Below are 25,948 nucleotides of genomic sequence, written 5' to 3' on the forward strand. Positions count from 1 at the left end.
GAACCGTCCAAGGAGTCGTCATGCCCCTCGCCCGAATCGGCGACATCGTCCGCGAATCACCCGCGGGGGTGGGCGCGTTCAATGTGATCCAGCTGGAGCACGCCACCGCCATCGTCGCGGGCGCCGAGGCCCTGGGCCTGCCGGTGGTCCTGCAGATCAGCGAGAACTGCGTCCGCTACCACGGCGCCCTGGCACCCATCGCGCTCGCCTGCCTGGCGGTCGCCAGGGGCGCCGCGGTGCCGGTGGCGGTGCATCTTGACCACGCCACCGGCCGCGCGCTGGTCGAGGAGGCGGTGGAGCTGGGGGTCGGCTCGGTGATGTTCGACGCGTCGGCGCTGCCCGACGAGGAGAACGTGGCCGCCACCGCCGACGTGGCCGCCTGGTGCCACGAGCGCGGCGTGTGGGTGGAGGCCGAGCTGGGCGAGGTGGGCGGCAAGGACGGCGTGCACGCGCCCGGCGCGCGGACCAAGCCGCACGAGGCGGTGGACTACGTGGCGCGCACCGGCGTCGACGCGCTGGCCGTCGCCGTGGGCACCTCGCACGCGATGACCACCAAGGACGCCGTGCTCGACCTGGCCCTCATCACCGAGTTGCGCGCCGTCGTGCCGGTCCCGCTGGTGCTGCACGGCTCGTCGGGGGTGCCCGACGACATCCTCCGCGAGGCCGTACGGCATGGCATGAAGAAGATCAACATCGCTACGCACCTGAACAAGGCGTTCACCGGCGCGGTGCGCGACTACCTCGCCGGGGACGCGAAGGTGGTCGACTCGCGCAAGTATCTGCGGGCGGGCCGCGACGCGGTGGCCCGCGAGGTGACCCACCTGCTGGGCGTCCTCACGGGCTGAGCTGTTTGCGCATCTCCACGATGAACCGGCCGTCGCGTTCCTTGCGGCCGATCACGACGTAGCCGAGCGACTCGTACAGGGCGATGTTCCTGGCCATTTTGACGTTGGTGTAGAGGCGCAGGGCGGGCAGGCCGAGCCGCCGCGCCTCCTGCTCGGCATAGGCCAGCAGGCTCCGGCCGATGCCCTTGCCGTGCAGGCCGGGGCGTACCGCCACGTTGTCGATGTAGAGCACCCCGTCCTCGGGGATCAGCACGATGAGCCCGTCGAGGTCGTCTCCGGTCACGTGCACCCGGCCCTCGGCGATGAGCGCGGCGTAGTCGGCCTCCATGGGCTTGGGCCGCGCGCCGATGACGGCCACCCACGGCTGGTAGGCCGCCTGTACGAGCTCCTCGACCGCGTCCCTGTCGGTCTCTTTCGCGATCCTCATGCGTTCTATGGTCGCAGCCTTGACACCACTCTAGGCGTAGTACTACGGTGAAATCACTTCAGTCTAAGTACTACATATGGAGTTAATCGGATGCGAAAGCTCACCTACTACGTGGCGATCTCCATCGACGGTTACATCGCCGGCCCGAACGGCGAGTTCGACTTCTATCCCGTGGCCGACGACCTGGCCGCGTACTGGAACGAGGAGGTCCCCGAGACCGTCCCCACCCACATCAGGAAGCAGCTCGGCTTCGACGCCCCCAACAAGCGCTTCGACACCGTGCTCATGGGCCGGGGCACCTACCAGCCGGGTCTCGACGTCGGCATGACCAGCCCCTATGCGCACCTGCGTCAGTACGTCTTCTCCACCACGATCCCGGAGATCCCCGACCCGGCCGTGGAGCTCGTCTCCGGCGACCCCCTCGCGCTGGTCCGCCGCCTGAAGGAAGAGGAGGGTGACCTCGGCATCTGGCTGTGCGGCGGCGGCAAGCTGGCGGGCACGCTGCTGCCGGAGATCGACGAGCTGATCGTCAAGGCCTACCCGGTGGTGGCAGGGTCGGGCATCGCCGCCTTCGACGGCGAGTTCCGCCCGACCCTGTTCAACCTGACCGCGACGCGCACGTTCGGCAACGGCACGGTCCTCATGACGTACGCGCGCTAGGAGTTGATCGCGCTCAGCAGCTCCTCGCGGTAATCGTCCATACTCTGGGGGTTCCCGTAGTCCCGGGAGTGGACGATCAGGCCGTCCCGCACCTGGACGACCATGATGTAGGACATGACGACGGACCGCCCCGAGGCGACGAGAGAGCCGTGGATGTCGAACTCCACGATGACCACCTCGGGGTCAGCGGTCTCGTGGATCAGCGCGTTGTCCGTCCGCTCCCAGCGCAGCACGCCGGCGGCGGCCTCGAACCTGGCCCGCAGCTCCTCCCGTCCCTGCGAGCGCCGGGGGACGCCGGCCGGGGCGAACGGTATCTCGATCACGACATCGGGGGCGTACAGGTCGGCCAGCCCCCCGTCCACGGAGGCCCGCAGGAACTGCTCGACGACCTCGCGGGTGGTCGGATGTGTGGGTACGGTCATGCGAACTCCCAGGTTCGGTAGAATCGGAACGGTTAACCCGCTTAGACGCTACGGAACGAGCGTTCCGCTTGTCAATCCGGGCACATGGGAGGTCACATGACGATCGCCGCACGCGCGGACGCCCGGCACAACCGCGCCCGCGTGCTGGAGGCCGCCCAGGAGGCGTTCGCGGCGGAGGGCCTGTCCGTGCCGCTCGACGCGATCGCCCGGCGCGCGGGCGTCGGCGCGGGCACCGTCTACCGGCACTTCCCCAGCAAGGAGGCCCTGTTCGGGGCGGTGGTCCAGGACCGGATCGAACGCCTGGCCGACGAGCTCACCGCCCTGCTGGCCACCACCGAAGCGGCGACCGGAGCGGCCTTCTTCACCGCCTTCTCCTCGACCGTCGAGCAGGCCGGACTCAACAAGGCGCTCTGCGAGTCCTTCGTCTCCACCCCCAAGGCCGAGGTGGCGCCGGAGGCACGGCGGCGCTACGGCCTCGCCCTCGCCGCCCTGCTCGACCAGGCCCACCGAGCCGGCGCCGTACGGCCGGATGCCCAGATGGCGGATGTCATGGCACTCATGGCGGGCTGCATCGCGATGGAGACCCACAGCACCGCCCCTGGCAGGGCCACCACCCTCGTCCTGGATGGCCTCCGCACCGGACGTTCACCGCTGCCCACCGTAACGAAACCTGTCACGAAACCCGGCTACCGTAACGAAACCCGCGAGGAGCAACCCTGCTGTGAGGAGTGCGGCACCGTCATCCCCACCTCCCGCACCGGCCGCCCGCCCCGCTTCTGCGGCGGCGCCTGCCGGCAGAAGGCCCACCGCCGCCGAGCCACCACCTGACCTCGGCGGCTCACCAGGCCAGCGCCCTGCCGTCGCGGAAGAACCCCCCGGTCGGCCCGCCGTCCGGCAGATCCACCGCCCACAGCACGCTGCGTGCCCCCTCGCCGACCGGCCGCCCGCCGGGCCCGCCCATGTCGGTGGCCACCCACCCGGGACAGACGGCGTTCACCAGGATCCGATCGGCGCGCAGCTCCGCGGCCAGCATCTTGGTCAGCGCGTTGAGCGCGGTCTTCGACACGGTGTACGCCGGCGTGCCGCCGCCCATGACTGCCAGCGACCCGGCCTCGCTGGAGACGTTCACCACCCGGCCATGGCCACCGGCCCGCAACAACGGCAGTAACGCCAACGTCACCCGCCACGCCCCCAGCAGGTTCGTCTCCAGCGCCTCCCGCACGACGTCGAGATCGGCGTTCTCGGCCCGCTGCCAGGTGTCGTAGTGGATGGCGGCATTGTTGACCAGCACATCCAGCCGGTCGTACGCCAGCCCCTCGACCAACCGGCGCACCGACTCCGGATCAGCGACATCCAGCTGCCGCGGCACCACGGTCCCCCGCAGGCCGCGCGCCGCCTTCTCGGCGTTTCCCAGATCCCTGGCGGTCAGGACGACGGTGTCGCCCGCCCGCGCGAGCCGGCGGGCGACCTCCAGCCCAATGCCCCGATTGGCCCCGGTGACCAGGCAAACTCGATTCACGCACGGAGCTTATCGACGCCCCGTGATCACCGTGGGCGGGTGAAGAAGTCGGTGACCGAGTCAGGAATCTGGAGTCCCGACCGGGGAGAGGCTCGCCGTCCACAGGTCTTCGGCGGAGGTTCGGATCGAGGTCGAGGTCAGCACGCCGCGGCCTCGGTAGGCGCGCATGATGCGCACGTGTGCGGCCAGCCGTACGAACCCCCGCAACGCGGCCTCATCCCGCCAGACCGACACCGACCCGCAGCGGCGGTCCTTCACGTCGACCCACAGCCACAGCCCGATCGCCCCGTCCAACTCCGGCCACACCTGGGCCAGCCGCCAGCCGGCGAAGGCCGCGCGCGGCAGGTCGATCCGATGGTTCACCCGGAAGTCGGTACGGCTGACCAGCACCGGATCGTCGCCACGCGGCTCCGGACCGGCGATCCAACGGGACCTCAACTGGCCACCGCCTCTCTGAGCAGGAGCCCCGCCGCCTGGCGGGTCTCGGGGCTGAACGGGGTCGGGCGGAAGGTCGCCCGATCGAGGTTGACGTTCACGCGGTGCCCTTCGGCGTGCACCACGGACTCGTCGGGCGACAGCACCCGGAAGCCGTACACCCCGCTCGTACGACCCAGCCGCTCCATCCAGAAGTGCACAACAGGCTCGCACGCGCCCACGATCGGCGCATGGTAAGTGATCTTGAATTCCCGTACGGCCATGAACACGTCCTGGAACGCCGACACCGCCGGGTCGAAGTTCCAGCCCAGCTCGGCCCAGTAGACGGAGATGGCACGTTCGACCAGCAGGGCGTAGCGGGAGTTGTGCAGCAGGCCCATGGCGTCGAGGTCGTCGAAGTGCACCTGGACAGGCAGGCGGCAGCCTTGCGCGAGGGTCAACGGTCAGTCCTCCGGGAGCAGCGAGGGGTCGGTGGCGTGCGCGCGCAGCCGTTGCAGGACCGCGCGGCGGGCGTAGGTGAAGGCGGTGTCGTGGTCCAGCAGCCGGGCATGGGTGACGGACGCCTCACCGAGCGCCTCGATCTCGTACGCGAGCTGCGCGGGGTCGACGCCGGTCAGCTCGCCCAGCTCGATCGCCTTTTCCGCCTGGGTCCGGAGCACGGCGAGCCAGTCGGCCATGGCCTTGGCCACCTGGGCCCGCACGCGCCCCGGCCGGTCGTCGAACTCGACCTGGGCGACGAAGAAGAAGCACCCACCGGGCAGCACCCCGTCGGCGTAGAACCGCAGCCGGCTCTGGTGCAGGGCGTACAGCCGCCGCAACCCCGCAGGGTGCTGAAAGGCGGGGGTGACCACGTGCTCGACCCACTGGCGGCGGGCCCATTCGATGGTGTCGAGCTGGAGTTGCTCCTTGTCACGCCAGTGAGCGAAAAATCCTGACTTACTGACACCTGCGGCCTCGGCCAGCCGCCCGAGGGTCAGCCCGCCGAGCCCGTCAACCGAGGCCAGGGACACGGCGTGCGTCAGGATCGCCTCCCGGCTGCGCTGCCCGCGAGCCTTCCTTCCATCTTCCACGGCCATGACTCTAGCAGAAATAAGACCGACCGGTCGTTAATATCACGCGTGAGACGGCGGCGGCCGTCCCGCGCCCCTCCCGTGCAAGCGTTGGGTCAAACGGCGCTGGTTCGCGCCGCAGCGACCGCCAGCGTGGTGTACGTCATCGTGAACTCGCCCCCGATCGCGTCGATGGCGGTCCCGACGCCTGCCAGCACCTCGGCCAGCTTGTCCGCCGGCAGCCGGGTGAGGCCACCGGTCGTGGGCAGCAGATCCAGCCATTCATCGCGGGTGTAGGACTGCTCCCAATCGAATCGCCACTGCTCCGGGTCGCCGAACCCGCTGTCCGCCTCTCGGATTCCGTCGGAGAACTTGGTCATCATCGCCTGGTAGATGTCCGTGGCCTGCCCCGGCGGCTGGCCGTTGAACGGCGAGTCGGGCACCACCCGCCGGTAGGCCGTGACGAAGGCTTCCGCGACAGCGGGGGGAGGGGCGAAGGCATGCGCGAACACCGCCAGCAGGCCACCGGGCCGCAGCACCTGGGCCGCCTTGACCACGCCCGCGACCGGATCCACCCAGTGCCAGGCCTGACCCGCGATGACCGCGTCGAACGATCGGCCGGCCGGATCCCATGCCTCGAACGTCGCCACCTCGACCTCGACCCCGCTGCGCCGCGCGAACTCGGCCATCCGCGCGTCTGGATCGACGCCCAGCACCGTGCAGCCAGCCGCCTGGAACTGCCTGGCTTCGATGCCGGTGCCGCAACCGACGTCGAGGACGTCGGGACCAGGGCTGGCGGCGACGATCCGCTCCACCAGGGCGTCGGGATAGCGGGGGCGCGCTCGGTCGTAGCGTTCGACGTCCGACCCGAACGACTCCGCGATCTGCCGGGCCTTATGAGGCTCATTCTCGGATGGCTGCGATTGCTCCTGCGACATAATGGGCATGCGCCCACATTAGTGGGCATGTGCCCACTCAGCAATCGGGTAGCCATTCGCGGTAAGCGTAAGGAGGGACGTGTGTGCCGACCGGGGCACACATCCGCGACGCGCGCCGGCAACCGTTCGACGCGTGATCCCTGGACCGGAGCCATATCCGCTCCGGCCCAGGGACACGGTTGAGGGGTGCTGGATCGGTAGGTCAGGTCGGCTTGTTGATCGGCTTGCCGGGCTGCTTGTCGGTCGGCAGCGGCTCCACCTGGTCGGCGGGCGGGGCCGTGACCGTCACCGGGGTGCCGAAGTCGTTGAAGTCCATGACGAGCCGGTTACCGGTGTCGCCGAAGACGAACTCCAGACGCCGGACCCGTCCCTGGTCGTCCACGTCCACGGATCCTGTAAGGCCCTTCGCGTCGCCCAGCGAGAACGTGAACCGCCGGCCCGTCCAACCCTGGCCGGAGGCGGAGCCGCTCTCCCGGATGTCAGTCGCCGAACGGAGCCGCCGCAGAGCCGCCTGGGGGTCCAGCGGAGCAAGCTTGACCAGGCCGACGACCGCCGGCGCGTTCTTCAACTCCTCGTCCGGGCGCGGAGAGACCATCCACTTCGCCTCGCCCGGCTCCCGGTTGTACATCAGGTCGCCGACGAACCGGGTTTCGCCCCCGTCGCCGACCCTTGTGATCACGCCTACCCGCTGGACGGGGTCAAAAGCGCCATCCCACGTCTTGGGGCCGCTGGTGCTGTGCAATCGGTAGCTCTCCTGGCCGGTGTTCTCGACGGCGGCGGCCACCTGAGCCTCCGCCGAAGACTGATTCGGCGGCAGCACCAGCACGAACGCCCCCAGCACGGCTGCGACGCCCAGCGAGGCGATCGGGACCAGAACCCGAGCCAGCCTGCGCTTCGGCAGCGTAGGCGGGGTCGGCATGAGGTCGATGCCCGCGGGCCGGTCCTCGGTGGCTTTGACGAGCAGGGCGCGGAGTTCTTTCTCGTTCATGGACGGCTCCTCGTGTTGGTGTCTCACCGGATCCCACTCCCCTCCGCCTCGTTTCGGTTGACCACCGTGGCGGGCGAGATCAGCCGCCGCATCGCCTGCAGACCGCGATGCGTATGGGTTTTGACCGTGCCCGCCGAGCAGCCCATCAGATCGGCGACCTCCGCTTCGGGCAGGTCCGCGAAGAACCGCAGCACCAGAGCGGTCCGCTGCCTGACCGGCAGCTTCGCCAGTGCCTTCCGAACGTCTTCCGCCACCGCCCGGGCCTCCCCCAGGTCCGCGGAACTTGGCAGGTCGGGCAGTTCGGCGCGGGGGATCTCACGGCGCCACCGGGCCCGCCACCATGATCGATAGGTGTTGACCAGGATCCGGCGCAGGTACGCGTCGGGCTCACTACGGGTGTCCAGCCGATGCCACACGCGGTACAACTTGCCGAGGCAGGACTGCACCAGATCCTCAGCCGTGTGCCAATCCCCGGTGAGCAGGACCGCCGTTCTCAGATGGTGGTCTCCCCGGTGCCGGACGAAGTCCACGAAATCCGCGTCCACCCGGTCTCCTCTCGTCGGTGAAAGCCACCCCTGACACTCCCTGAGCCCCATCCCAGGTTGACGAGAAACACATGGAATGTCCCGCTACGCCCTCCCGCAGGCCGGCGCTAGAGTCCGATCATGACGACCGCCGAACAGTACCGGCGCTTCGCGTCCATGGAGGCCCGTGGCAGATCGCCGCTGTACGAGCAACTCGCCCTCGGAGTGGCGGACGACCGCGACCTGATCGGGTTGCTGTCCGACCTTCCGCCGGACAGGCGGCAACCCAACCTGCTCCTCGCCGCCGCCCGGCACGTCAGCGGAACCCCAGCCGACTACCAGCAGTTCCGGCGGTCCGTCCTCGACAACCGCGACGCGGTCGTCGCGACGATGCTCACCCACCGCACCCAGACCAACGAACCGGCTCGGTGCGCCGCGCTGTATCCCCTGCTCGCCGCGCTTCCGCAGCCGCTGGCGCTGCTGGAGGTCGGCGCCTCGGCCGGCCTGTGCCTGCTGCCCGATCGCTACGGCTACGACTACGACGGCAGCCTGGCCGGGGCGGTGGGCAGCCCGTTGCGGCTCCGCTGCCACGTCGAGGGCGACCCGCACCCGCACCCGCGCTTCGCCGAGCCGGGGGTGGGGACGGTGACCGTGGCCTGGCGGGCCGGCATCGACCTCAATCCTCTCGACGTCACCGATCCAGCCGACGTCCGATGGCTGCGGACCCTGGTCTGGCCCGAACAACACGACCGGCTGGAGCGCCTGAACACCGCGATCGCCCTGGCACAAGCCGATCCACCCCGCATCGTGCCCGGAGACCTCAACGCGCGCCTCGGCGAGGTGGCCGCTCAGGCGCCCTCGTACGCCACTCTCGTCGTCTTCCACACCGCGGTGCTCTATTACGTACCGGACGCCGACCGGACCACGTTCGTGCGGCAGGTCGAACAGCTCGACGCCCACTGGATCTCCCAAGAAGGGCCGAGCGTCCTGCCGAGCATCGCCGCCCGCCTCCCCCAGCAACCACCGGCGCACACCACCACCAACATCCTCGCGCTCGATCAACAACCGGTCGCGTTCTCCGCACTGCACGGCGGCTGGCTCCGCTGGCTGACCACGTAGCTCGCGGCGCAAGGTCCGGGGGCACAGATCGTGCCGGTAATTGGACGAGGAAGGCATCGCTCTTCACATGCTCTGATAACTCCCGCAATTGCCAAACACGGGGGTTAACCAATGCAGAAGAACATCCGCTTACGCCTGACAGTCCTGGGGACCGCCTGTGCGCTGCTGCCCTTTCTGGGCACGGGGGCCGCCACAGCGCAGACCGCCATCGACGACCCGGGCCGTACGGTGCGGGCCACCGACGACCCGGGCGGCAAGACGCCGACCAGGGACGAGAGCGGCCCGCGCGGGGCGGTGCCCGGCGGGTTCGCCGACTGGAAGGCGCTGTTCACGGAGCAGACCCGGCTGAACGGGGTGGCCGACCGCATCACCGAGTCGGCCGAGAGCGCCGAAGGGTTCGGGGGAATCGTCGTCGCTCCGGAGAACCACGAGGTTCGCCTGTACTGGCGGGGCACGGTGCCGCCCGCCGTACAGACCACGATCGACCAGGGACGGCAGATGGCCCCGGTAGCCGTACTGCCGGCCGCCTACACCAACGCCCAGCTCCTGGAGGAGGCCGAGAGGTGGGCCGAGGCCGGCCAGGCGAGCGGCGCGGCGCCGCAGCCGGACGGCAGCGGCATCCGGCTTTCGGTCTCCGGGGAGGACACCGACCCGCAGCAGCTGCAGCGGCCCAGCGGCACCACCGCGCCCATCACCCTGGAAAGGGGAGAGCAGTTCAGTCCCGCCTACAGCAGGCAGGACGACGTGCCCAGCTACTACGCGGGCGGCCGGACCTGGAACCAGCAGTCGGGGGCGGGCTGCACCTCGGGCTTCGCGGTCCGCGACAAGTACGGCACGCCCGGGTTCCTCACCGCCGCTCACTGCGGCAACGTCTGGGACCAGTTCTACGATGGCGGCGGCATCAGCCCGGCGAACTACATGGGCCAGCTGTCCTGGCGCGTCAGCAAACGTGACGCCGCGATCGTGCTCGGCGACGCGACGGCCAACGTCTTCGACGGCAGCAACACCGCCTCCACCAGCAACAAGGTGGTGGCGCTGTGGAAGGCGCACGTCGGCAACTTCGTCTGCAACTCCGGGGCCACCTTGGGCGAGAACTGCCTCATCAAGGTGACCGAAACCGGCTGGAGCGGCACGTACACCAACGGCCAGTACGTCAAGCACATGGTCCGCGCCAAAAGCGTCGTAGGCGGCTGCGCCACCGCGGCCGGTGACAGCGGCGGCCCGGTCTACTCGTACACCAACTGGTTCGACGAGGTCGCGGCCCAGGGCATCACCTCGGCCCGCAGCAAGCCGGTGTACTGCGGCGGCGCCGACGGCGGCTCCGTGATCGTCTTCTCCCGCGTCTGGGACGTGGACCTGGAGTTCGGCGCCAAGCTACAGGTCTGGTAACGCACCAGCGGGACGGTCACGACGGCACCGGTTCGGTGCCGTCGTGACCGTCGGCATGATCAGTTCGCGTTGCGCCGGGCGTACCAGGTGGTCTCGTACCGGTCGATCGCCGAACCCAGCTTGGCCAGCTTCTCGGTGAAGGCGACCGGGTAGGTGCCGGGCTCGGTGGCCGGCCGGTTGGCGTCGACGTACTGGGTGCCGAGGTTGGTGATGGCCACGACGACGTAGTGGCGGCCCGCCTTGCCCGGCAGGGACTTCACGATCCCCGCGTCGGCTCCCGAGTTGCCGACCCATCCGGTCTTGTGCCCGAACGTGACCTGCGCCTGCTTGTTGCAGGGCCGGACGTCCTTGCCGAACTTGTTGCCCTCGACCGTCACCGTGCCGTCGGCGGCCACCCACCGCGAGTTCACCCGCTGCGGGATGCCCGCGGTCGGGTAGGCGCTGCCGCACCGGTTGGTGGTGGAGAGCATGTCGTTGAAGCCCTGCTCGTCGAGCAGCTTCTTGAAGACCTGGCGGGACGCGGCGCTCAGCACCTCGCCGGTGACGGGCTTGCCGTTGGGGGCGGTCCACGCCGTGCCAGGTACGCCGTTGACCAGCGCGAGCAGCTTGGCCGTGTCCAGCGAGCTCATCGTGACCGGGTTGGACCAGCGGCCGCCGTTGGCCGGGTTGGTGTTCTTCAGCTGCATGGTCTCCAGGCCCAGGTCCTGGAAGGTCTGGTTGAGCTCGTCCACCGCACCGCGGTCGTGCAGCAGCTTCACCAGCGCGCAGGTCCCGGCGTTGGAGGAGGAGGTGATCGAGGCGTCCATATAGGCGCCGATGGTGTTGCTCGTCGGCCCGCCGCACAGGCTACTGAGCGTGGTGGGCTGGTAGTCGTAGGTGTCGTCGAGCTTGATCTCACCCTTGTCCACCAGGCGCAGCACCCCGAAGGTGACCATCAGCTTCAGGACGGAGGCCGGATACGGGAGCATGAAGTCGATGGGCGCGTTCTCCCGGCCCGGCACGATGTCGATGGTGCCCTTGCCCTGGTTGGCGTACCATCCCGCGTCGTCCCACTGCCGATACCGCACCTGGTCGGTGTGGAAGTTCCGGTCCACCGGCACGGCGATCCCTTGCGGATACTGCGGGCTCATCAGGACCGTGCCGGACGACAGCGGCCGGCCCTGCCGGTCCAGTTCCAGTACGGTCACGTCGAGTTGCGGCTGCTGGACGATGGGCTTGGGGTCGGCTGCGGCGGCGAACAGCCGGGCGTAGTCAGCGGCCGTCTTCGCGTCCTTGTCGACCACACCGGCAAGCGCCCGAGCCTGCGGGGATGTCGGCGGCGCCAGGTCGAGGACCTGCTCGAAGCGCTGTTCGTTCATGGCGGCCTGCAGGAAGGCGGCCACCGCGCCCGTGTCGGCGGTGGCCTGGGCGGGCGGTGTCGCGACGCATAACAGCACAGCGGCGGCGGACAACGCGGCCCCGGCACGACGACTCGTTCTGGTGCGGAAGATGGGCAAGATTCGTGATCCTCTTCGGTAGATGTTCACGCTCCAGGGATTCAGGCCTGTCGGCCGGCCTGGGCATCGTCCGTAGAGGGCCCGCTGGTGGCGGACGGCGATCTCAACTCATCGCGCATGACGATTACACCCCTTCATCGAGGCCCCCTTCGATGCAGGTTCGTGACCTTAACACAGTCTGGATCTTGGTTTCAGGCTGTTCGCCCCTTTCGCCACTCAGGCAAGGCGTGGGAATACCTGATGGAATGTACGGCGGTGTGATCTTTCCTTAGGCGGAGGCGATGGTGCGGCGGAAGGTGGAGCTGGCCGGCCGGTACCGGCTGGAGGAGCCGCTGGGCCGGGGCGGGATGGGCGAGGTGTGGCGGGGGGTCGATCTGCGGCTCCGACGTCCGGTCGCCGTCAAGATCCTTCCGTTGACGATCGCGGCGGAACCGACCGGGGTGGCCAGATTCCGGCGAGAGGCCGAGGTCGCCGCCACGTTGAATCAATCCTCCTGGACGTGGCAACAGGCTCGCAGGCCACCACCGAGCCGTCGCCGGACGGAGGTTGGCTGGTACGCCAGCACGGGCCGTTGAAGCTCTGGGATGGCGTCGAGCGGGCGGTCTCGGCCTGGCAGGCGGCGGGCAGACCGCACCGGTCGGGCTTCGGCCTCACCGTCACCAGGCAGGGTCAGAAGGTGTGGCTCGGCAACCCTAACGGCCCCTCGTGGAACCTGCCCGCCTAGCGCTCCTTATTACGGCAGCCGCCTTCCGGGCTCGCGGGGGGGTGCCCCGCATCAGAAGCGGTAGCGCGCGACCACGGTGCCCAGCCTGGAAATGGACGTGCTGAGCGCCGCCAAGCGGGTCCACAGGCGCAGGGCCGGCGGATACCGGGCGATCTCCGGCTCACGAGTGAGCATGATCTCCTCAATGAGCGTCAGCTTGGGATTCCAGCGCACGGGGTCCAGACGGTCGAATCCCGGGGACTTGAAGAGGGGCTGCAGAAACCGGACGCTGGGGGCGAGTTTCGCGGCCCGGACCGTGAACTTGGTGTAGACGTTGAACGCGATCTCCCCGCTGTGGAGATGGTCGGTGAGCCGCCGCAGCAGGGCGATCATGTCGGCTTCGGCGAGGAACGCCATCAGCCCGTCGGCGACGATCACGGCGGGACGGTCTGTGGGGAGGCTCTCCAGCCAGGCCGGGTTGGTCAGGTCCGCGCCGATGGCGTGGACGTGCGGGCGGTCGGGGATGAGCCGTCGCCGGGCGGCGACGACGTCAGGGAAGTCGACGTCGTACCAGTCGACGGTGGGCGGCGGCTCGATGCGGAACGCCCGCGTGTCCAGCCCGGCGCCCAGGTCGATACCGATCGCGTCGGGGTGGCGGGCGATGAACCGCTGCGCGACCTCATCCAGTTTCTTGGCCCGCTGGGCGACTTCGAGGCAGGAAACCCTGGTCCAGCGGAGCTTGTCGTCGGTGTAGCCGGTCTTGCGGACGAGCTCGTCGGCCATCGTGTCCCCGAGCACCGGGGCCGGCAGGCGGCTGTCGAACGCCCGGCCGGTCAGAGTGATCCACAGGGTTTCCTCCACCGGGGTAAGAGCGGGAAGGGGAAGCGTCACGGGGTTTCCGTCCTTTCGATCCAATGACACCTGGACTAAAAGTAGTCCAGGTGTAACCATACTCCTGATATAGGCTCTCTGGGTATGGCGGACGAGACGAGACGCGAGCGCAAGAAACTCCAGACGAGGCAACTGCTGGTCGACACGGCGCTCAGGCTGTTCGCCGAACAGGGATACGAGCAGACCACCATCGCGCAGATCACCCAGGCGGCCGACGTGGCCAAGAAGACGTTCTTCAACCACTTCCCCACGAAGGAAGACGTGCTGTTCGCCGACACCGGCCAGTACGTCCAAGCGGCCGTCGAAGTGATCGGCGAACGAGCGCCGGAGGCACCCGTCTCCGACGTACTGCTCGAGATCTACGAACGAGTCTTCGCCCGGCGGCTGGCCGAGGAGCCAATCGCCGGGGCCGGCAAGCACCTCGACGACTCGGTCATGAAACTGCCCGCCGTGCAGGCCAAGGCCCTGCATGTGATGTTCGATCTCCAGCAGGCGATCGCCGACGCGCTCCTGAAGGCATACCCACGCGTGCTCGACCCGGTCACCGCGGCTGCCGCCGTCGGATCCCTGATGGGCGCCGCTCAAGCCGCCGGCACGGTCAGCCTCCGCGAGCGCCCCTCGATGGAGGAGTACCTGACCTCGATCCGGCGCGCGATCGACGTCGCCCTCCAGGGGCTGCGGTCGTTGTAGGGCCATTGATACGACCACCGCCGCACTTTGCTCCCATCTGTTCACTCTCATAACGCTTTTCCGGTTGCCGACCAAGAAGGGGTGTAGTCGACGAAGGGAGCACGGCCGGTGCGTCGCAGACAGGCGGACATCGCTACAGATCCGGAGGCTTTCGAAGCCTTCTACCGGCGCCACGTCGACGCGATCACGTCGTTCCTCGCCCGCCGGGTCGATGATCCGAACACGGTCGCCGACCTGGTGGCGGAGGTCTTTCTCGCGGTGCTCGACTCCGCCCATACGTACCGGCCCGGGCTCGGCAGCGAGATCGCGTGGCTGTACGGCGTCGCTCGCAACACCCTCTCGGCCGAGCGGCGGCGCGCGTTCAAGGAGACGAGACTGGCCGATCGCGTAGGCGGACGAAGGCCGCTCGACTCCGACGACGTCGCCGAGCTCGAAGAGCGGATCGACGCGGAGAGCGTGGCCAGGCGGGCCTTCAAGGCCATGGCCGGATTACCGGACGGTGATCGCGCGATGCTCGAACTGGTCGTCATCGACCAGCTCACGATCAGCGAGGCGGCCACCGCTCTGGGCATCCGGCAGGGGGCCGCCAGAGCCAGGCTGCACCGCGCTCGCCACACGCTCAGGAACGTGCCGGAGATCGCTCCCTTCGTCATGGAAGGAACACGATGAACTTCAAGGAGCACATGCTGATGGAACTCAAAGCCGAAATCGTGGCCCGGAACAAGGCCCGACGCCAGCTCGTCAGGCGACGCCTGCTCGCCGGAGGGGCGGTGGCCGCGATCGCGGCCTCGGCGGCCATCGCGGTGCCGCTCCTGACCGGGTCCGAGACCCCGGCCTACGCGGTCACCAAGAACACCGACGGCACGATCACCCTGAAGATCAACGAGTTCAGGAACCCGGACCAGGTTGAGAAGGACCTGGACAAACTCGGCGTGACCGCCGACGTCTCCTACCTCAAGCCCGGCACCCGGTGCGCCGACGGCCGCGGCGAAGGCGAAGGCGCCGCCTCCTTCTCCAAGGAGGAGCTCATGAGCAAGGATCCCGCGGTCAAGAAGAAGATCGAGGAAGCGATCGCGAACTCGCCGAACGGCAAGACGTTCAAGCTGGGCAAGGGCCAGGTACAGATCAATCCGCGGTACATCAAGCACGGGCAGACAGCCGTCATGCAGTTCACCGAGAACGCGGACCAGACCTCCGGCCCGGAGAAGCCCAGAGCCCTGTGGGAGTTCGGCGGCTACCTCGTCACCGGCCCGGTCAAGCCCTGCAAGGTCATCGCCGACCCGTCCTGGGACAAGATGCCCGACCCCAAGACGAACCCCGAGGCGTACCCGCCGCCCGGTAGCTGATCCTCGCCGGGCGGTGGGTACGGCAGACGGGGACGCCGTACCCACCGCCCGACGGGTGGTGTCAGAATCCGATGGCTTCGCGGAGCAGCAGGACGGTGCCGCGCCCGGGGTGGGGTTCCGCGTTGAGGACGAGAACGCGGTTGAGAGCACTGGGCACCCCGTAGGCCTCCATGGCGCGCTCGTTCTCCAGCGGGACGCAGTGGTCTTCGATGCGGCGCAGCGCGGTGCTCAGGTCAGGGACCACCTTCTGCGCTCCGACGATCCAGATCACGCGGCCCGCGGCGCCCGAGTAGCCGGCCAGCTGGCTTCCGCTGGCCGAGGCAGCCACAAGCGAGCCGGTCTCGGTGACCGCGGCGACGCTGCCCACAATGACGTCGGGGCAGGCGATCATCCGCCAGATCTCGGCCATTTGGGTGGCGCGGTCCATGGTCACGCTGCGTGCCTTGACGGAGTCGTATCGCCCGCTGCGGTTGATGTCCTCATCGATGCCGGACAGACGGAGGGTCTCGCTGGCCCCGGTGAACACGCTGGCGCCCTCGGGAATCAGGTCTTTGACGCGGGCACGCGCGGCGGCGGCGTCATCGAGGATTTCAACGGCGAAATTGTTCGCCCGCAACGCGGCGGCCACCCGCTCCAGGGTCCGCTCGGCCGCCGGGTCAGTGAACGATGTTGCTGGAGCCGAAGTCGTCATGGTGTCTCCTGGCTGGTGTGTTCGTCTCTTCGAGTACGACAAGACCGCCCCGCAGAATGTGAGGCGGGGCGCCGACCTCACATTCCGATGCGGTGTCTTGTCGAAGTGGTGAAGGCAGAAGAAGCCGAGGAGGGCCGGCGACACCCATGACCAACCCATCCAGGCCAGGGTCCGATCCAGCACTCAGCATGATCATCAGCGAGCAGCGGCAGCTGATCAATCTCGCCTACCGGCTGCTCGGCTCGCTGGCCGAGGCCGAGGATGTCGTCCAGGAGACCTACGCTCGCTGGTACGCCATGTCCAGCCAGCAGCGGGACGCCATCGCGTCCCCCGGCGCGTGGCTGACGACGGTCGCCAGCCGTATCTGCCTCAACTTGCTCAACTCGGCACGGGCCCGGCGAGAGACCTACGTGGGCGAATGGATCCCCGAGCCGCTGCCCGAGCACACGGAGTGGGCCAGCGGGCAGCCGGGCGGCGCGACCGCCGACCCGGCCGACCGGGTCACCCTGGATGAGTCGGTCAACCTGGCCTTCCTGGTCGTGCTCGAATCGATGACCCCGGCCGAGCGCGTCGCGTTCATCCTCCACGACGTCTTCCGCTACTCCTTCGCCGAAGTGGCCGAAATCGTCGGCCGTAGCCCGGCTGCCTGCCGCCAACTGGCCTCCTCGGCCCGCCGCCGCATCCACGCCTCGCAGGCTCCCGCGACTCCCGTCGCCCAGCAGGCCGGCGTCGTCCGGGCCTTCAAAACGGCGTGGGAGGCCAAGGACATCGATGCCCTGATCGGCCTGCTCGACCCCGACGCCACGGCGATCGCCGACGGCGGCGGCCTCGCCATCACCTTCCTGGACCCCATCGAAGGCGGCGAGCAGATCGCGCACGCCTGGCTCGAAATCGCCCACCGGAGGCCCGGCAACATGACGTACCTGGAACGTACGGTCAACGGCCGGCCCGGCCTGGTGGCCCAGCAAGACGGCGTCACTGTGACGGTGTTCGCGTTCGACATCGCGGGCGACCGGATCAAGCACATCTGGGTGGTACGCAACCCCACGAAACTCCGTCGCTGGACGACGGCCTGACGCGCGTCTCCACCTTCAAGCAGCGGGAACGAAGCTGGACGGTCTGCCACCACCAGGGCGTGCTTCAGAAGTCCGCGAGCTGGGAGATCAGGGCCTGGATCGTGGTCACTCGTTCGGGCAGTGGTCCGGCGGGGATGTCGATGAGCTGGTAGCCGAAGGCGCGGTAGGTCTGCTCGTGGAGGCGTTCGAACGTCAGCGAGTCTTCGAAGCTGATCCGGCGGGCCTCGGTCTGCTCGCAGAAGCCGAGATTGCGGATGAAGAACACGTGCCGGTCGTAGGTCTGTTCTCGGGTAATCCTTTCGATCTCGGTGGACAGGGCCGTGGAGATCGGGTGCCCGACGTAAGTGCTGAGAGCGTGGGTGCAAATAGGTGAACGGTCGAAGAACTGCACGACCGGAACGGCGGTGTTCGACCGCATTTGTCGCCGTCGCTGCAAGGCGACGATCTTGTCGATGAAGGACGGCCGGGTCCACGGCTCGGCGTCGCCGCACGCCTGCGCGTCCGCGATGACCGCCGTGGCGGCCTCCTCGATGGTCGCGTATCCAAGGGTCGCGAGGCACCGGAGGATCGCGGTCTTGCCGGCACCGGGGGTGCCGGTGAGGATGTAGCGCTTCGTCGTCATCTGGTCGCCTTTCTGATCGCGTAGTACCGGCGGTATGACCGGGTGCTGGAACCGTTGCTGAGGCAACAGAGCGGGCTGCCCCACCGAAGTGGTCGAACGGCAGGTGATCAAACGGATCCGGGCCGGGCTGCTCACCTGGGCTGTGCCCGTGGATTCCGCGATCGCCCGGGCGCACCGGCACGCGGTCGGGGTGCGCAAAAGAAGGGGCGAGGAAGGGGAAACCCGATGAAATCGACACCGGAATCGCCGGCCATGGACTCGGCCGCCCCCGGGACGGGTTGACCACGAAGATACCCGCGGCTGCCGAGCAAGACCAGAAACGCGCAAGATTCTTTGGCTTGGGGCGAAATGGTGAGCCCTCGTCCACCAATGAAGAGGGCGTTCGCATCCCCTATCGAGCGGAGCACGTCACGATGGGAACCGCCCGTGCCAGATGACACCGACAGGTTCGAAGCCGTCTACAAGACGACCTACGACCAGATCATCGCCTACGCCGGACGCCGCTGCGACTCCCCGCAGGACGCGGCCGACGTGGTCGCCGAGACCTTCACCATTGTCTGGCGCAAGATCGACGAATTACCCCCAGGCGCGGAGGCGAGGCTCTGGGTGTACGGAGTCGCGCGCAACGTACTGGCCGACCACCGCCGCAGCGCGCTTCGGCACCAGGCGCGCCACCGGGAACTCGACGCGGAGATGGCCGACCTCTATGGCGATCCCGCTGACCACAACGTCGAGCTGAACGCGATCGCCCAGGTGTTCAGAACACTCTCCGACGACGACCGCGAGCTCCTCTCGCTGGTCGCGTGGGAGGGCCTGGACCGCGAAGAGATCGCCACGATGCTGGGGCTTTCCCGCAATGCCGTACGCATCCGGCTGTACCGAGCCCGCAAACGCTTTTCCCGCGCACTCGACGAAGCCGATGTCCGATTCACGCCAGCCAGCGCCATTGTTCCTGCAGGGAGACCGCTATGAAGGACATTGATGAGATCAACGAGCTGCTGAGGCCGCTGGCCCGGATCGGGACGGACGAACCGGGCGGACGTGCCGGCGGCACCCGCGCACAGGCGTTGTTCACGGACATCATCGCCCAGGAGCGGCAGCCCACGCCGGTGGAGCCCCCGCGACGCCGGGGCGACCGGCACTGGGCTCGTCGCACGCTGCTCGGACTCGCCGCCTCCGTCGTCCTCGCGCTCGGCGTCGTCCTCGGACCGAGCCTGCTGGGACACGGCGGCGGTAGCGCGACCTCCTACGCCAACTCCGCGGTGGAGATCCAGAAAGAGGCGGACACCTATGTCGCCCGGATCAAGGATCCCTACGCGGATTATCAGAAATTCTCCGAGGCGTTCCGGGCTCTCGGCCTCAACGTCGAGCTCAGGGTGATTCCGGTCTCTCCGACCGCGGTGGGCAAAATCGTGCGCATGGGCGGGAACGCGGCCTCGATGGATGGTTTGGGGAGTAACGTGCCCTTCGGGGCCGGCAAAGAACCGACAGACTGCGATCTGGCCGACAGCGGTTGCTTCTTGACGGTGACCGTCCCCGCAACGCTCAAGGGGACGTCAGGGCTGATGCACTTCGAGCTGGGCCGGCCGGCCGAGCCCAACGAGTCCTACGCGAACGATTGGCTGCCGGCCACTCGTGCCGGAGAGCAACTGGCCGGAGCCAAGATGAGCGGCCGGACCGTCGGCGACGTGCTGGCCGAGGTGCGGAAGCGCGGCTTGACCGCCGACTTCGACCTCGTCACCGTCCATGACGGCGGGTACCAGGTCAAGCCGCTGGCGGCGGATCAGGTCGGCGCCGACTGGATCGTCTACAAAGTCGCGTCGGTGCGCGTCGGTGAGGTCCGTTTGCAGGTCACTCCCGAGCGCAATCCCGCCCTCGAATACAACCAGGACTGAGCAGGGTCGAGCGGCCCGCCAACCGGGGCCGCTCGACAACGCGGTTCTGGCCCGCGCTCTGGAAGAGCCATCAGCCGGGAATGGCCGCGGCGGGCGCGGACCGACGCCGGCTGGTCCCGCGCCGCGTGTCGGGGTATTTGAAGATCGTTAGATGTTGATCTCGATTGGTGGCCAACCGGCCGACCTCACCCGCGCCGCTGGCGCATATGCGGGACTGGTCAGGGTGGGCGGTGGGCGGCGAGGCTCGTTTCCAGGGTCCTGGACAAAGCCGCAAGCCAGGCCACCGGCCGCCCCTTGATCCGCGCCTCCCTGGGCAACGACGACGAAGCGCGCGGCGAAGCCGCGCCCCGAGAAGGGCGCCCGAGCGCAGCGAGGACCTTCAGGGGTCGGGCCCTCGGCCCGACTGGAAGCATCGTCTGCCCCCGAAGCGCGAAGCGCCCACCCGCGAAGCCCTTTAGAGAGCATCAGCAGATGGGCGCCAAAAAAAACTAACGCTGGGTAGGAGCGACAACCACCTCGACGCGCTGGAACTCCTTGATGTCCGAGTAGCCCGTCGAAGCCATCACCCGCTTCAACGCCCCCATCAGATTCATCGACCCATCGGCCACGCTGGACGGCCCGTGCAGGATCTGCTCCAAGCTGCCCACCTGGCCGAAAGCCACCCGCCGTCCGCGAGGCAGGTCCGGGTGGTGTGCTTCCGAGCCCCAGTGGAAGCCGTGGCCGGGCGCCTCCGTGGCGCGGGCGAGCGGGGAGCCGACCATGACCGCGTCGGCGCCACAGGCGATGGCCTTGGCGATGTCGCCCGAGGTGCCCATGCCGCCGTCGGCGATCACGTGGACGTAGCGTCCGCCCGACTCGTCCATGTAGTCGCGGCGGGCCGCGGCGACGTCGGAGATCGCCGTGGCCATCGGCACGGCCACGCCCAGCACGTTGCGGGTGGTGTGGGAGGCGCCGCCGCCGAAGCCCACCAGGACGCCCGCCGCACCGGTACGCATGAGGTGCAGGGCGGCCGTGTAGGTGGCGCAGCCGCCCACGATGACCGGCACGTCGAGCTCGTAGATGAACTGCTTGAGGTTCAGCGGCTCGGCACGGCCCGAGACGTGCTCGGCCGAGACCGTGGTGCCGCGGATGACGAAGATGTCGACACCCGCGTCGATGACGGCCTTGTGGTACTGCACCGTACGCTGCGGAGACAGGCGGACGGCCGTCGTGACGCCGGACTCCCGGATCTCCGAGATCCGCTGCCCGATCAGCTCTTCCTTGATCGGCGCCGCGTAGATCTCCTGCAGCCGCTTGGTCGCGGCCTCGGAGTCGAGCGAGGCGCACTCCTCCAGCAGCGACGACGGGTCGTCGTAGCGGGTCCAGAGGCCTTCGAGGTCGAGCGGCGCCAAGCCGCCGAGCCGGCCGATCTCGATCGCGGTGGCGGGCGAGACCACGCTGTCCATGGGAGCGACGACCACGGGCAGTTCGAACCGGTAGGCGTCGATCTGCCAGGCGATCGAGACCTCCTCCGGGTCACGAGTGCGCCGGGAGGGTACGAGGCCGATCTCGTCGAGCGCGTAGGCCCGGCGACCGGTCTTGCCCCGGCCGATCTCCACCTGCTGAGTCATGTCTTACCTTCTGTGATAGTTCGGGGCTTCCACGGTCATCTGAATGTCGTGGGGATGGCTCTCCGTGAGACCCGCCGCCGTGATCGGCATGAGCTCACAGTCGGTGTGCATCTGGCTGATCGTGCGGCAGCCCGCGTACCACATGCCCTGGCGCAGTCCGCCGATCAGCTGGTGGGCGACGGCCGCGACCGGGCCCCGGAAGGGGACCTGGCCTTCGATGCCTTCGGGGATGTACTTGTCGTCGCCGCCGATGTCGGCCTGGGCGTAGCGGTCCTTGCTGAAGGACATGCCGCCGCGCTCGCGGTTGCGGACCGCGCCGAGCGAGCCCATGCCGCGGTACGACTTGAACTGCTTGCCGTTGATGAAGATCAGCTCACCGGGCGACTCCTCGCAGCCGGCGAGCAGCGAGCCGAGCATGACCGTGTCGGCGCCGGCGGCGATGGCCTTGACGATGTCGCCGGAGTATTGAAGGCCGCCGTCCCCGATGACCGGCACACCGGCGGGCCCGCACGCCAGCGACGCCTCGTAGATGGCGGTGACCTGCGGCGCGCCCACCCCGGCCACGACGCGGGTGGTGCAGATGGAGCCGGGGCCCACACCGACCTTGACCGCGTCGACGCCCGCGTCGACGAGCATCTGGGCGCCCGCCCTCGTCGCGATGTTGCCGCCGATGACGTCGACCTTGCTGTTGGCCTTGACCTTGGCGATCATCTCGGCGAGGCCCTTGGAGTGGCCGTGCGCGACGTCGACCACGATCACGTCGACGCCCGCCTCGATCAACGCCTTGGCCCGCAGCTCCGCGTCGCCGCCGACGCCCACGGCGGCGCCGACCACCAGGCGGCCGTCGGCGTCCTTGGTGGCCAGTGGGTATTGCTCGCTCTTGGTGAAGTCTTTAACCGTGATCAGGCCGCGCAGCTTACCGTCGCGATCGACCAGGGGCAGCTTCTCGATCTTGTTGTGCCGGAGCAGCGCGAACGCGTCGTCACGCGACACCCCCACCGGGGCGGTGACCAGCGGCATCGGGGTCATGACCTCGCGCACGGGGCGCGCCTGGTCGGTCTCGAAGCGCATGTCGCGGTTGGTCACGATGCCGACGAGTACGCCGGAGACGTCCGTGACCGGCACCCCGGAGATCCGGTACGTCGCGCAGAGCCGCTCCACGTCGGCCAGCGTGTTGTCGGGCGTGCAGGTCACCGGGTTGGTGACCATCCCGGCCTCCGACCGTTTGACCAGGTCGACCTGCTGGGCCTGCTCTTCCGCCGACAGATTGCGGTGCAGGATGCCGATGCCGCCCTGGCGGGCCATCGCGACGGCCATGCGGGCCTCGGTGACGGTGTCCATCGCGGCGGAGACCAGCGGGATCGACAGTCTGATCCCGCGGGAGAGCCACGACCCGGTATCCGCGTCACCAGGTTGCAGATCTGAATAGCTCGGGACGAGCAACACGTCGTCGAAGGTCAGACCCGTTTCGGTGAACTTGGACATGCTGCGGCCCCTCCTGCCGATGCTGATGCAGGCAAGTCTAGGGCCTACGTGCAAAACGTCTTGAGGCCGGGAGCACGATGACCCCCACGGCCCGTCGTACCCCCGGCCGCCAAAAGTGCCGAGGGATGGGGCGGTCGGTGATCCGCCCCATCCTCCGGCCACCGGCATCCGGGCGGAAGCGCATAAAGCGCCACCGAACCCCCCTCCGCGTCCTGATGGCCCAGCGCTGCCAACTCAAGTGGATGCCGACGCTGGGTTAAGCCTGCGTTACTCATCGGCACACCGCAATGTGAAAACGTGCAATTGCACGAAGTTGCACATGTGACCTGGGAGTCCAACGCAAGGAGCGGACAAGGACGTATCGCCGAGTTATTCTCACGACACGCCCGTGTCCTCCCTACGGAGCCCCTTATATGCGCACCGAGTCCAACACCGTGTCTGATCCCCTCAAGGTCTCCGATCCCCTTGAGACACTGGGCCTCGACCCGGCTCAGACCGCGCTGTACACGGCGGTGCTGCGCCTGCACAGAACCACGCGTACCGAACTGGCCGAGGCCATGGACGGTCCCGTGGACAAGGTGAGCAGGCAGCTCGACGATCTGGTCAGGCTCGGCGTGATCGACGAGCAGTCGGGCGAGTACCTGGCCAGGCACCCAGCCGCCGCGCTCGGCCGGCTGATCGCCGAGCGCCTCGACCGGCTGGCCGAGGAGAGCAGGCGCATCGACTCCGCACTGGGCTCGATCCGGGGGCTGATCCGCGACTACGACGTGGGGCACGACTACCAGAACGGCGCGTTCCGGGTCGAGATGGTGAGCGGGGCCGACGTGCTCTACGAGAGCGTGGTGGGCATGGCGGTGCAGTCGCAGTCGCCGCCGATGCGGCTGCTCACCGCGATCCCCGACGAGCGCACCATGGCAGACTTTGTACGAAAATTTGCCGATCCTTGGATCGATGCACAACAGCGGAAACTCCTGAACGTACGGGCCGTCATCCCGGTCTCCACGCTGACCCTGCCCGGCGTACGCGACCAGCTGACCAGGCTGCTGGCGACCGGCGGAACGGTCCGAACGCTGGACCGGGTGCCGAGCTGGTTCATGACCGCCGGCTCCGACGCCGCCGGCCTGCCTGCTTTATGGGGCGGCAACCTGCCCGACCACGCGTACAACTTCTACTTGGTACGAACGCCGATCGTCGTCGGCATGCTCCGATCGCTGTTCGAGGAGCTGTGGGGCCGGGCCGTGCCCCTGCCCTGGGGCCGCCGGGGTGAGGGCGTGGTGCAGGTGCTGCGGCTCGCGGCGCAGGGCATGTGCGACGACTCGATCGCCCGCCAGCTCGGCGTCTCGGTGCGCACGGTACGGGCCAGGTTCGCCGACGCCATGGTTCAGCTCGGCGCGCAATCACGCTTTCACGCAGGTGTGGAGGCCGCGCGGCGTGGCTGGCTGAGCTAATAGCCACCGCGTCGGCCGCATCGGTCATATGGTGGGAAGGTGCTGGAAGACGTCCCCCGCGACCCGTTCGCGGACGACCCGAACGACCCTTCCTCAGCGATGGGCGAGCTCGACGACGCCGAACCGCTGACCGCGAGCGAGCGCGACGAGGCCATCACCGACCTCGCCGACGTCGAGGTCTTCCGCTCCTTGTTAGAGCAGCAGGGAGTGCTGGGACTCGTACTCGACTGCCCCGAATGCGGCGAGCAGCACTTCTTCGACTGGGAGCTGCTGCGCGGCAATCTGCGCCAGATGATCGACAAAGGCCAGCCCCAGATGCACGAGCCGGCCTTTCTCCCTGACCCGGCCGACTACGTGACCTGGGAGTACGCCAGAGGCTATGTCGACGGTGTCATCGACACCGAGGAGCGCCGCTGATCCACGTCGTCCAGCAGCACGGCGAGCAGCCGTGCGGCCGGATCGCGCGAATCAGGCAGCTCGCCGCGGGCCAGCACGTCGAGGAGCGCGTCAGTCTGCTCCTCCGGCGTCAAGCCGACTCCAGTTCGGCCATCTGCCGCAGCCTCGCCAGCGCTCGATGCTGAGCGACGCGGACCGCACCTGGTGACATACCGAGTACATTACCGGTCTCCTCCGCCGACAACCCAGACACCACCCGCAACAACAGCAACTCGCGCTGGTTGTCGGGCAGCTTGGCGAGCAGCCTGCGGGCGTACTCCACCTCGATGTAACGGACCACCGTCTCCTCGGGCCCCGGTCCATCGTCGGGCCCGTCCGGTAGATCCTGAGTCGGTACGGCCGAGCGGACCGAACTCCGCAACGCATCGGCCACCTTGTGCGAGGCGATACCGAAGACGAAGGAGGCGAAAGGCCGCCCCATGTCTCGGTATCGCGGCAGCGCGGACAGGACCGCGATGCACACCTCCTGGGCTACGTCATCGGCAATGTGATATTGCCCTGAAACCCTGCCCAGCCTGGCGCGGCAATAGCGCACCACCATCGGACGCAACTCGCCCAGCAGGGATTCGATCGCACTGCGATCCCCCTGCACGGCGAGGCTCGTCAGTTCCCTTAGGTCGGAGTCATCCGTCCGTGCCGGAAGTCTCGACGCGAGCCTTACCCCAATTTTGGCGTCGGCGACGCTTCCCTCGCTCACGATAGGCATGATGCCCGCACTGATCGGGCCTGTCGTCATCGCGAACGGCTACGGATTGGTCACATTGACGCGACGATAACGGGCAGTAATCAAACGACGACACTAAGCCTTTATTGCGGAAGAATATTTCATCCCATAACCCGAAATGTGCAGAAATTGCCAGGCGGCTAGACGTTTACGGCACACATCAGGTTTACCCGAATAAAGGAATTTTCCCACTTCATCATCGTTCGGCCACCTCTCCAGCGGCCTGCCGGGATTGAGCGTATGTCATATGCCATACCTGGATGTGGGAGTTGGGTCAACGTCTGTGGCCCATGGGAGTGGCCGAGAGTTCGCGATACGCGGCGCCTCAGCGGCCGAGGAAGTGCCGGGGCGGTAACCGGGCAAGAAGGGCTGGCCGTGGCCCACCATGCGCGCGTCACGGCGCTCAGCCGCCTCCACCGGAGGAGCGTGTCCCTGGACAGGCGCCGGCCCCGGGCGGCGGGTGGGGCCGGCCCATGCCTGCCGTAAAAGCGGCAAAAACC

Annotated in this window: 31 protein-coding genes; 14 read left to right on the top strand and 17 right to left on the bottom strand. The window is 68.3% G+C overall.

Annotated features, from left to right (window positions below):
* The first annotated feature begins 20 nt into the window (after positions 1-20).
* On the top strand, positions 21-845 hold the full coding sequence (locus KME78_RS24020) for a class II fructose-bisphosphate aldolase (protein WP_219531397.1): 825 nt from the start codon (positions 21-23) through the stop codon (positions 843-845).
* Here KME78_RS24020 and KME78_RS24025 read toward each other — a convergent pair.
* On the bottom strand, positions 835-1,272 hold the full coding sequence (locus KME78_RS24025; protein WP_219531399.1) for a GNAT family N-acetyltransferase: 438 nt from the start codon (positions 1,270-1,272) through the stop codon (positions 835-837). The genes KME78_RS24020 and KME78_RS24025 overlap by 11 nt on opposite strands.
* Before the next feature lie 90 nt (positions 1,273-1,362).
* On the opposite strand from KME78_RS24025, the gene KME78_RS24030 reads away from it, so the two are divergent.
* Positions 1,363-1,932, top strand: coding sequence for a dihydrofolate reductase family protein (locus KME78_RS24030; protein WP_219531400.1), 570 nt, complete (start codon positions 1,363-1,365; stop codon positions 1,930-1,932).
* Here the strand turns inward: KME78_RS24030 and KME78_RS24035 are convergent.
* The gene (locus tag KME78_RS24035; RefSeq protein WP_219531401.1) at positions 1,929-2,354 is read right to left on the bottom strand and encodes a nuclear transport factor 2 family protein; all 426 of its coding nucleotides are present in this window, start codon (positions 2,352-2,354) and stop codon (positions 1,929-1,931) included. The genes KME78_RS24030 and KME78_RS24035 overlap by 4 nt on opposite strands.
* 96 nt (positions 2,355-2,450) lie before the next feature.
* On the opposite strand from KME78_RS24035, the gene KME78_RS24040 reads away from it, so the two are divergent.
* Positions 2,451-3,182: a TetR/AcrR family transcriptional regulator gene (locus KME78_RS24040; RefSeq protein WP_219531403.1), complete on the top strand. Its 732-nt coding sequence runs from the start codon at positions 2,451-2,453 to the stop codon at positions 3,180-3,182.
* 10 nt (positions 3,183-3,192) lie between these two features.
* On the opposite strand, the gene KME78_RS24045 is transcribed toward KME78_RS24040, so the two are convergent.
* The 7 genes from KME78_RS24045 to KME78_RS24075 form a co-directional block, all read right to left on the bottom strand.
* Complete coding sequence (locus tag KME78_RS24045) at positions 3,193-3,873, bottom strand: SDR family oxidoreductase (protein WP_308127110.1); 681 nt, start codon at positions 3,871-3,873, stop codon at positions 3,193-3,195.
* Between the two features lie 60 nt (positions 3,874-3,933).
* A complete protein-coding gene (locus KME78_RS24050) occupies positions 3,934-4,311 on the bottom strand; it encodes a hypothetical protein (protein WP_219531405.1) in 378 nt (125 codons plus the stop codon).
* Complete coding sequence (locus KME78_RS24055; protein ID WP_246651756.1) at positions 4,308-4,748, bottom strand: acyl-CoA thioesterase; 441 nt, start codon at positions 4,746-4,748, stop codon at positions 4,308-4,310. The genes KME78_RS24050 and KME78_RS24055 overlap by 4 nt, the downstream gene beginning before the upstream one ends.
* A 3-nt stretch (positions 4,749-4,751) precedes the next feature.
* Positions 4,752-5,378 carry a TetR/AcrR family transcriptional regulator gene (locus tag KME78_RS24060; protein WP_219531406.1) on the bottom strand — a complete coding sequence of 209 codons (627 nt, stop codon included), beginning with the start codon at positions 5,376-5,378 and terminating at the stop codon, positions 4,752-4,754.
* Between the two features lie 95 nt (positions 5,379-5,473).
* Positions 5,474-6,304, bottom strand: a complete 831-nt coding sequence (locus tag KME78_RS24065; protein ID WP_219531407.1) for a class I SAM-dependent methyltransferase — start codon at positions 6,302-6,304, stop codon at positions 5,474-5,476.
* Between the two features lie 193 nt (positions 6,305-6,497).
* Positions 6,498-7,283 carry a hypothetical protein gene (locus KME78_RS24070; RefSeq protein ID WP_219531409.1) on the bottom strand — a complete coding sequence of 262 codons (786 nt, stop codon included), beginning with the start codon at positions 7,281-7,283 and terminating at the stop codon, positions 6,498-6,500.
* Positions 7,284-7,306: 23 nt separating this feature from the next.
* Positions 7,307-7,828 carry a SigE family RNA polymerase sigma factor gene (locus tag KME78_RS24075; RefSeq protein WP_308127111.1) on the bottom strand — a complete coding sequence of 174 codons (522 nt, stop codon included), beginning with the start codon at positions 7,826-7,828 and terminating at the stop codon, positions 7,307-7,309.
* 120 nt (positions 7,829-7,948) lie between these two features.
* On the opposite strand from KME78_RS24075, the gene KME78_RS24080 reads away from it, so the two are divergent.
* Together KME78_RS24080 and KME78_RS24085 are read left to right on the top strand one after the other, a co-directional pair.
* The gene (locus KME78_RS24080; RefSeq protein ID WP_219531411.1) at positions 7,949-8,926 is read left to right on the top strand and encodes a DUF2332 domain-containing protein; all 978 of its coding nucleotides are present in this window, start codon (positions 7,949-7,951) and stop codon (positions 8,924-8,926) included.
* 111 nt (positions 8,927-9,037) lie between these two features.
* Positions 9,038-10,315 (top strand): S1 family peptidase, encoded by a 1,278-nt coding sequence (locus tag KME78_RS24085; protein ID WP_219531413.1) that lies wholly within the window; start codon positions 9,038-9,040, stop codon positions 10,313-10,315.
* Positions 10,316-10,374: 59 nt separating this feature from the next.
* Here the strand turns inward: KME78_RS24085 and KME78_RS24090 are convergent, their stop codons facing one another.
* Positions 10,375-11,811, bottom strand: a complete 1,437-nt coding sequence (locus tag KME78_RS24090; RefSeq protein ID WP_219531414.1) for a serine hydrolase — start codon at positions 11,809-11,811, stop codon at positions 10,375-10,377.
* A 499-nt stretch (positions 11,812-12,310) separates the two neighbouring features.
* On the opposite strand from KME78_RS24090, the gene KME78_RS24095 reads away from it, so the two are divergent.
* A complete protein-coding gene (locus tag KME78_RS24095) occupies positions 12,311-12,535 on the top strand; it encodes a hypothetical protein (RefSeq protein ID WP_219531416.1) in 225 nt (74 codons plus the stop codon).
* Positions 12,536-12,586: 51 nt separating this feature from the next.
* On the opposite strand, the gene KME78_RS24100 is transcribed toward KME78_RS24095, so the two are convergent.
* Positions 12,587-13,405, bottom strand: a complete 819-nt coding sequence (locus tag KME78_RS24100; protein ID WP_219531417.1) for a class I SAM-dependent methyltransferase — start codon at positions 13,403-13,405, stop codon at positions 12,587-12,589.
* Positions 13,406-13,489: 84 nt separating this feature from the next.
* Here KME78_RS24100 and KME78_RS24105 point away from each other — a divergent pair, with 84 nt between their 5' ends.
* The 3 genes from KME78_RS24105 (at position 13,490) to KME78_RS24115 (ending at position 15,441) form a co-directional block, all read left to right on the top strand.
* Positions 13,490-14,095 carry a TetR/AcrR family transcriptional regulator gene (locus KME78_RS24105; protein ID WP_219531419.1) on the top strand — a complete coding sequence of 202 codons (606 nt, stop codon included), beginning with the start codon at positions 13,490-13,492 and terminating at the stop codon, positions 14,093-14,095.
* Between the two features lie 108 nt (positions 14,096-14,203).
* Complete coding sequence (locus KME78_RS24110; protein ID WP_308127112.1) at positions 14,204-14,764, top strand: RNA polymerase sigma factor; 561 nt, start codon at positions 14,204-14,206, stop codon at positions 14,762-14,764.
* Positions 14,761-15,441 carry a hypothetical protein gene (locus KME78_RS24115; protein ID WP_219531420.1) on the top strand — a complete coding sequence of 227 codons (681 nt, stop codon included), beginning with the start codon at positions 14,761-14,763 and terminating at the stop codon, positions 15,439-15,441. Before KME78_RS24110 ends, KME78_RS24115 begins: the two co-directional genes overlap by 4 nt.
* 61 nt (positions 15,442-15,502) lie before the next feature.
* Here the strand turns inward: KME78_RS24115 and KME78_RS24120 are convergent, their stop codons facing one another.
* A complete protein-coding gene (locus tag KME78_RS24120) occupies positions 15,503-16,069 on the bottom strand; it encodes an LUD domain-containing protein (RefSeq protein ID WP_308127113.1) in 567 nt (188 codons plus the stop codon).
* A 209-nt stretch (positions 16,070-16,278) separates the two neighbouring features.
* On the opposite strand from KME78_RS24120, the gene sigJ reads away from it, so the two are divergent.
* The gene (gene sigJ / locus KME78_RS24125; RefSeq protein ID WP_219531423.1) at positions 16,279-17,208 is read left to right on the top strand and encodes an RNA polymerase sigma factor SigJ; all 930 of its coding nucleotides are present in this window, start codon (positions 16,279-16,281) and stop codon (positions 17,206-17,208) included.
* Positions 17,209-17,272: 64 nt separating this feature from the next.
* Here sigJ and KME78_RS24130 read toward each other — a convergent pair whose 3' ends face one another.
* Positions 17,273-17,830: an AAA family ATPase gene (locus KME78_RS24130; RefSeq protein ID WP_219531424.1), complete on the bottom strand. Its 558-nt coding sequence runs from the start codon at positions 17,828-17,830 to the stop codon at positions 17,273-17,275.
* Between the two features lie 426 nt (positions 17,831-18,256).
* Here KME78_RS24130 and KME78_RS24135 point away from each other — a divergent pair, with 426 nt between their 5' ends.
* Both KME78_RS24135 and KME78_RS24140 read left to right on the top strand, forming a co-directional pair.
* Positions 18,257-18,802 (top strand): RNA polymerase sigma factor, encoded by a 546-nt coding sequence (locus KME78_RS24135; RefSeq protein ID WP_308127114.1) that lies wholly within the window; start codon positions 18,257-18,259, stop codon positions 18,800-18,802.
* A complete protein-coding gene (locus KME78_RS24140; protein WP_219531427.1) occupies positions 18,799-19,725 on the top strand; it encodes a hypothetical protein in 927 nt (308 codons plus the stop codon). The genes KME78_RS24135 and KME78_RS24140 overlap by 4 nt, the downstream gene beginning before the upstream one ends.
* Before the next feature lie 488 nt (positions 19,726-20,213).
* Here KME78_RS24140 and KME78_RS24145 read toward each other — a convergent pair whose 3' ends face one another.
* Together KME78_RS24145 and guaB are read right to left on the bottom strand one after the other, a co-directional pair.
* On the bottom strand, positions 20,214-21,335 hold the full coding sequence (locus KME78_RS24145) for a GuaB3 family IMP dehydrogenase-related protein (protein ID WP_246651757.1): 1,122 nt from the start codon (positions 21,333-21,335) through the stop codon (positions 20,214-20,216).
* Positions 21,336-21,338: 3 nt separating this feature from the next.
* A complete protein-coding gene (gene guaB / locus KME78_RS24150; protein WP_219531429.1) occupies positions 21,339-22,820 on the bottom strand; it encodes an IMP dehydrogenase in 1,482 nt (493 codons plus the stop codon).
* Positions 22,821-23,233: 413 nt separating this feature from the next.
* On the opposite strand from guaB, the gene KME78_RS24155 reads away from it, so the two are divergent.
* Both KME78_RS24155 and KME78_RS24160 read left to right on the top strand, forming a co-directional pair.
* Positions 23,234-24,268 (top strand): helix-turn-helix transcriptional regulator, encoded by a 1,035-nt coding sequence (locus KME78_RS24155; RefSeq protein ID WP_219531430.1) that lies wholly within the window; start codon positions 23,234-23,236, stop codon positions 24,266-24,268.
* A 39-nt stretch (positions 24,269-24,307) separates the two neighbouring features.
* Entirely contained in the window at positions 24,308-24,685 is a 378-nt protein-coding gene (locus KME78_RS24160; protein ID WP_214633227.1) for a DUF5319 domain-containing protein, read from the top strand.
* Here the strand turns inward: KME78_RS24160 and KME78_RS24165 are convergent.
* Both KME78_RS24165 and KME78_RS24170 read right to left on the bottom strand, forming a co-directional pair.
* Entirely contained in the window at positions 24,646-24,798 is a 153-nt protein-coding gene (locus KME78_RS24165; RefSeq protein WP_219531431.1) for a hypothetical protein, read from the bottom strand. The two genes, KME78_RS24160 and KME78_RS24165, sit on opposite strands and share 40 nt — an antisense overlap.
* Complete coding sequence (locus KME78_RS24170; protein ID WP_246651813.1) at positions 24,795-25,430, bottom strand: sigma-70 family RNA polymerase sigma factor; 636 nt, start codon at positions 25,428-25,430, stop codon at positions 24,795-24,797. Before KME78_RS24170 ends, KME78_RS24165 begins: the two co-directional genes overlap by 4 nt.
* Positions 25,431-25,948 lie beyond the last annotated feature (518 nt).

The organism is Nonomuraea guangzhouensis, from assembly GCF_019396345.1.
GTDB lineage: Bacteria > Actinomycetota > Actinomycetes > Streptosporangiales > Streptosporangiaceae > Nonomuraea > Nonomuraea guangzhouensis.

Coding starts and splice junctions, on each gene's coding strand:
- KME78_RS24020 (WP_219531397.1), top strand. CDS start 21: ATGCCCCTCGCCCGAATCGGCGACATCGTCCGCGAATCACCCGCGGGG.
- KME78_RS24025 (WP_219531399.1), bottom strand. CDS start 1,272: ATGAGGATCGCGAAAGAGACCGACAGGGACGCGGTCGAGGAGCTCGTA.
- KME78_RS24030 (WP_219531400.1), top strand. CDS start 1,363: ATGCGAAAGCTCACCTACTACGTGGCGATCTCCATCGACGGTTACATC.
- KME78_RS24035 (WP_219531401.1), bottom strand. CDS start 2,354: ATGACCGTACCCACACATCCGACCACCCGCGAGGTCGTCGAGCAGTTC.
- KME78_RS24040 (WP_219531403.1), top strand. CDS start 2,451: ATGACGATCGCCGCACGCGCGGACGCCCGGCACAACCGCGCCCGCGTG.
- KME78_RS24065 (WP_219531407.1), bottom strand. CDS start 6,304: ATGCCCATTATGTCGCAGGAGCAATCGCAGCCATCCGAGAATGAGCCT.
- KME78_RS24070 (WP_219531409.1), bottom strand. CDS start 7,283: ATGAACGAGAAAGAACTCCGCGCCCTGCTCGTCAAAGCCACCGAGGAC.
- KME78_RS24080 (WP_219531411.1), top strand. CDS start 7,949: ATGACGACCGCCGAACAGTACCGGCGCTTCGCGTCCATGGAGGCCCGT.
- KME78_RS24085 (WP_219531413.1), top strand. CDS start 9,038: ATGCAGAAGAACATCCGCTTACGCCTGACAGTCCTGGGGACCGCCTGT.
- KME78_RS24105 (WP_219531419.1), top strand. CDS start 13,490: ATGGCGGACGAGACGAGACGCGAGCGCAAGAAACTCCAGACGAGGCAA.
- KME78_RS24115 (WP_219531420.1), top strand. CDS start 14,761: ATGAACTTCAAGGAGCACATGCTGATGGAACTCAAAGCCGAAATCGTG.
- sigJ (WP_219531423.1), top strand. CDS start 16,279: ATGACCAACCCATCCAGGCCAGGGTCCGATCCAGCACTCAGCATGATC.
- KME78_RS24130 (WP_219531424.1), bottom strand. CDS start 17,830: ATGACGACGAAGCGCTACATCCTCACCGGCACCCCCGGTGCCGGCAAG.
- KME78_RS24140 (WP_219531427.1), top strand. CDS start 18,799: ATGAAGGACATTGATGAGATCAACGAGCTGCTGAGGCCGCTGGCCCGG.
- KME78_RS24145 (WP_246651757.1), bottom strand. CDS start 21,335: ATGACTCAGCAGGTGGAGATCGGCCGGGGCAAGACCGGTCGCCGGGCC.
- guaB (WP_219531429.1), bottom strand. CDS start 22,820: ATGTCCAAGTTCACCGAAACGGGTCTGACCTTCGACGACGTGTTGCTC.
- KME78_RS24155 (WP_219531430.1), top strand. CDS start 23,234: ATGCGCACCGAGTCCAACACCGTGTCTGATCCCCTCAAGGTCTCCGAT.
- KME78_RS24170 (WP_246651813.1), bottom strand. CDS start 25,430: ATGCCTATCGTGAGCGAGGGAAGCGTCGCCGACGCCAAAATTGGGGTA.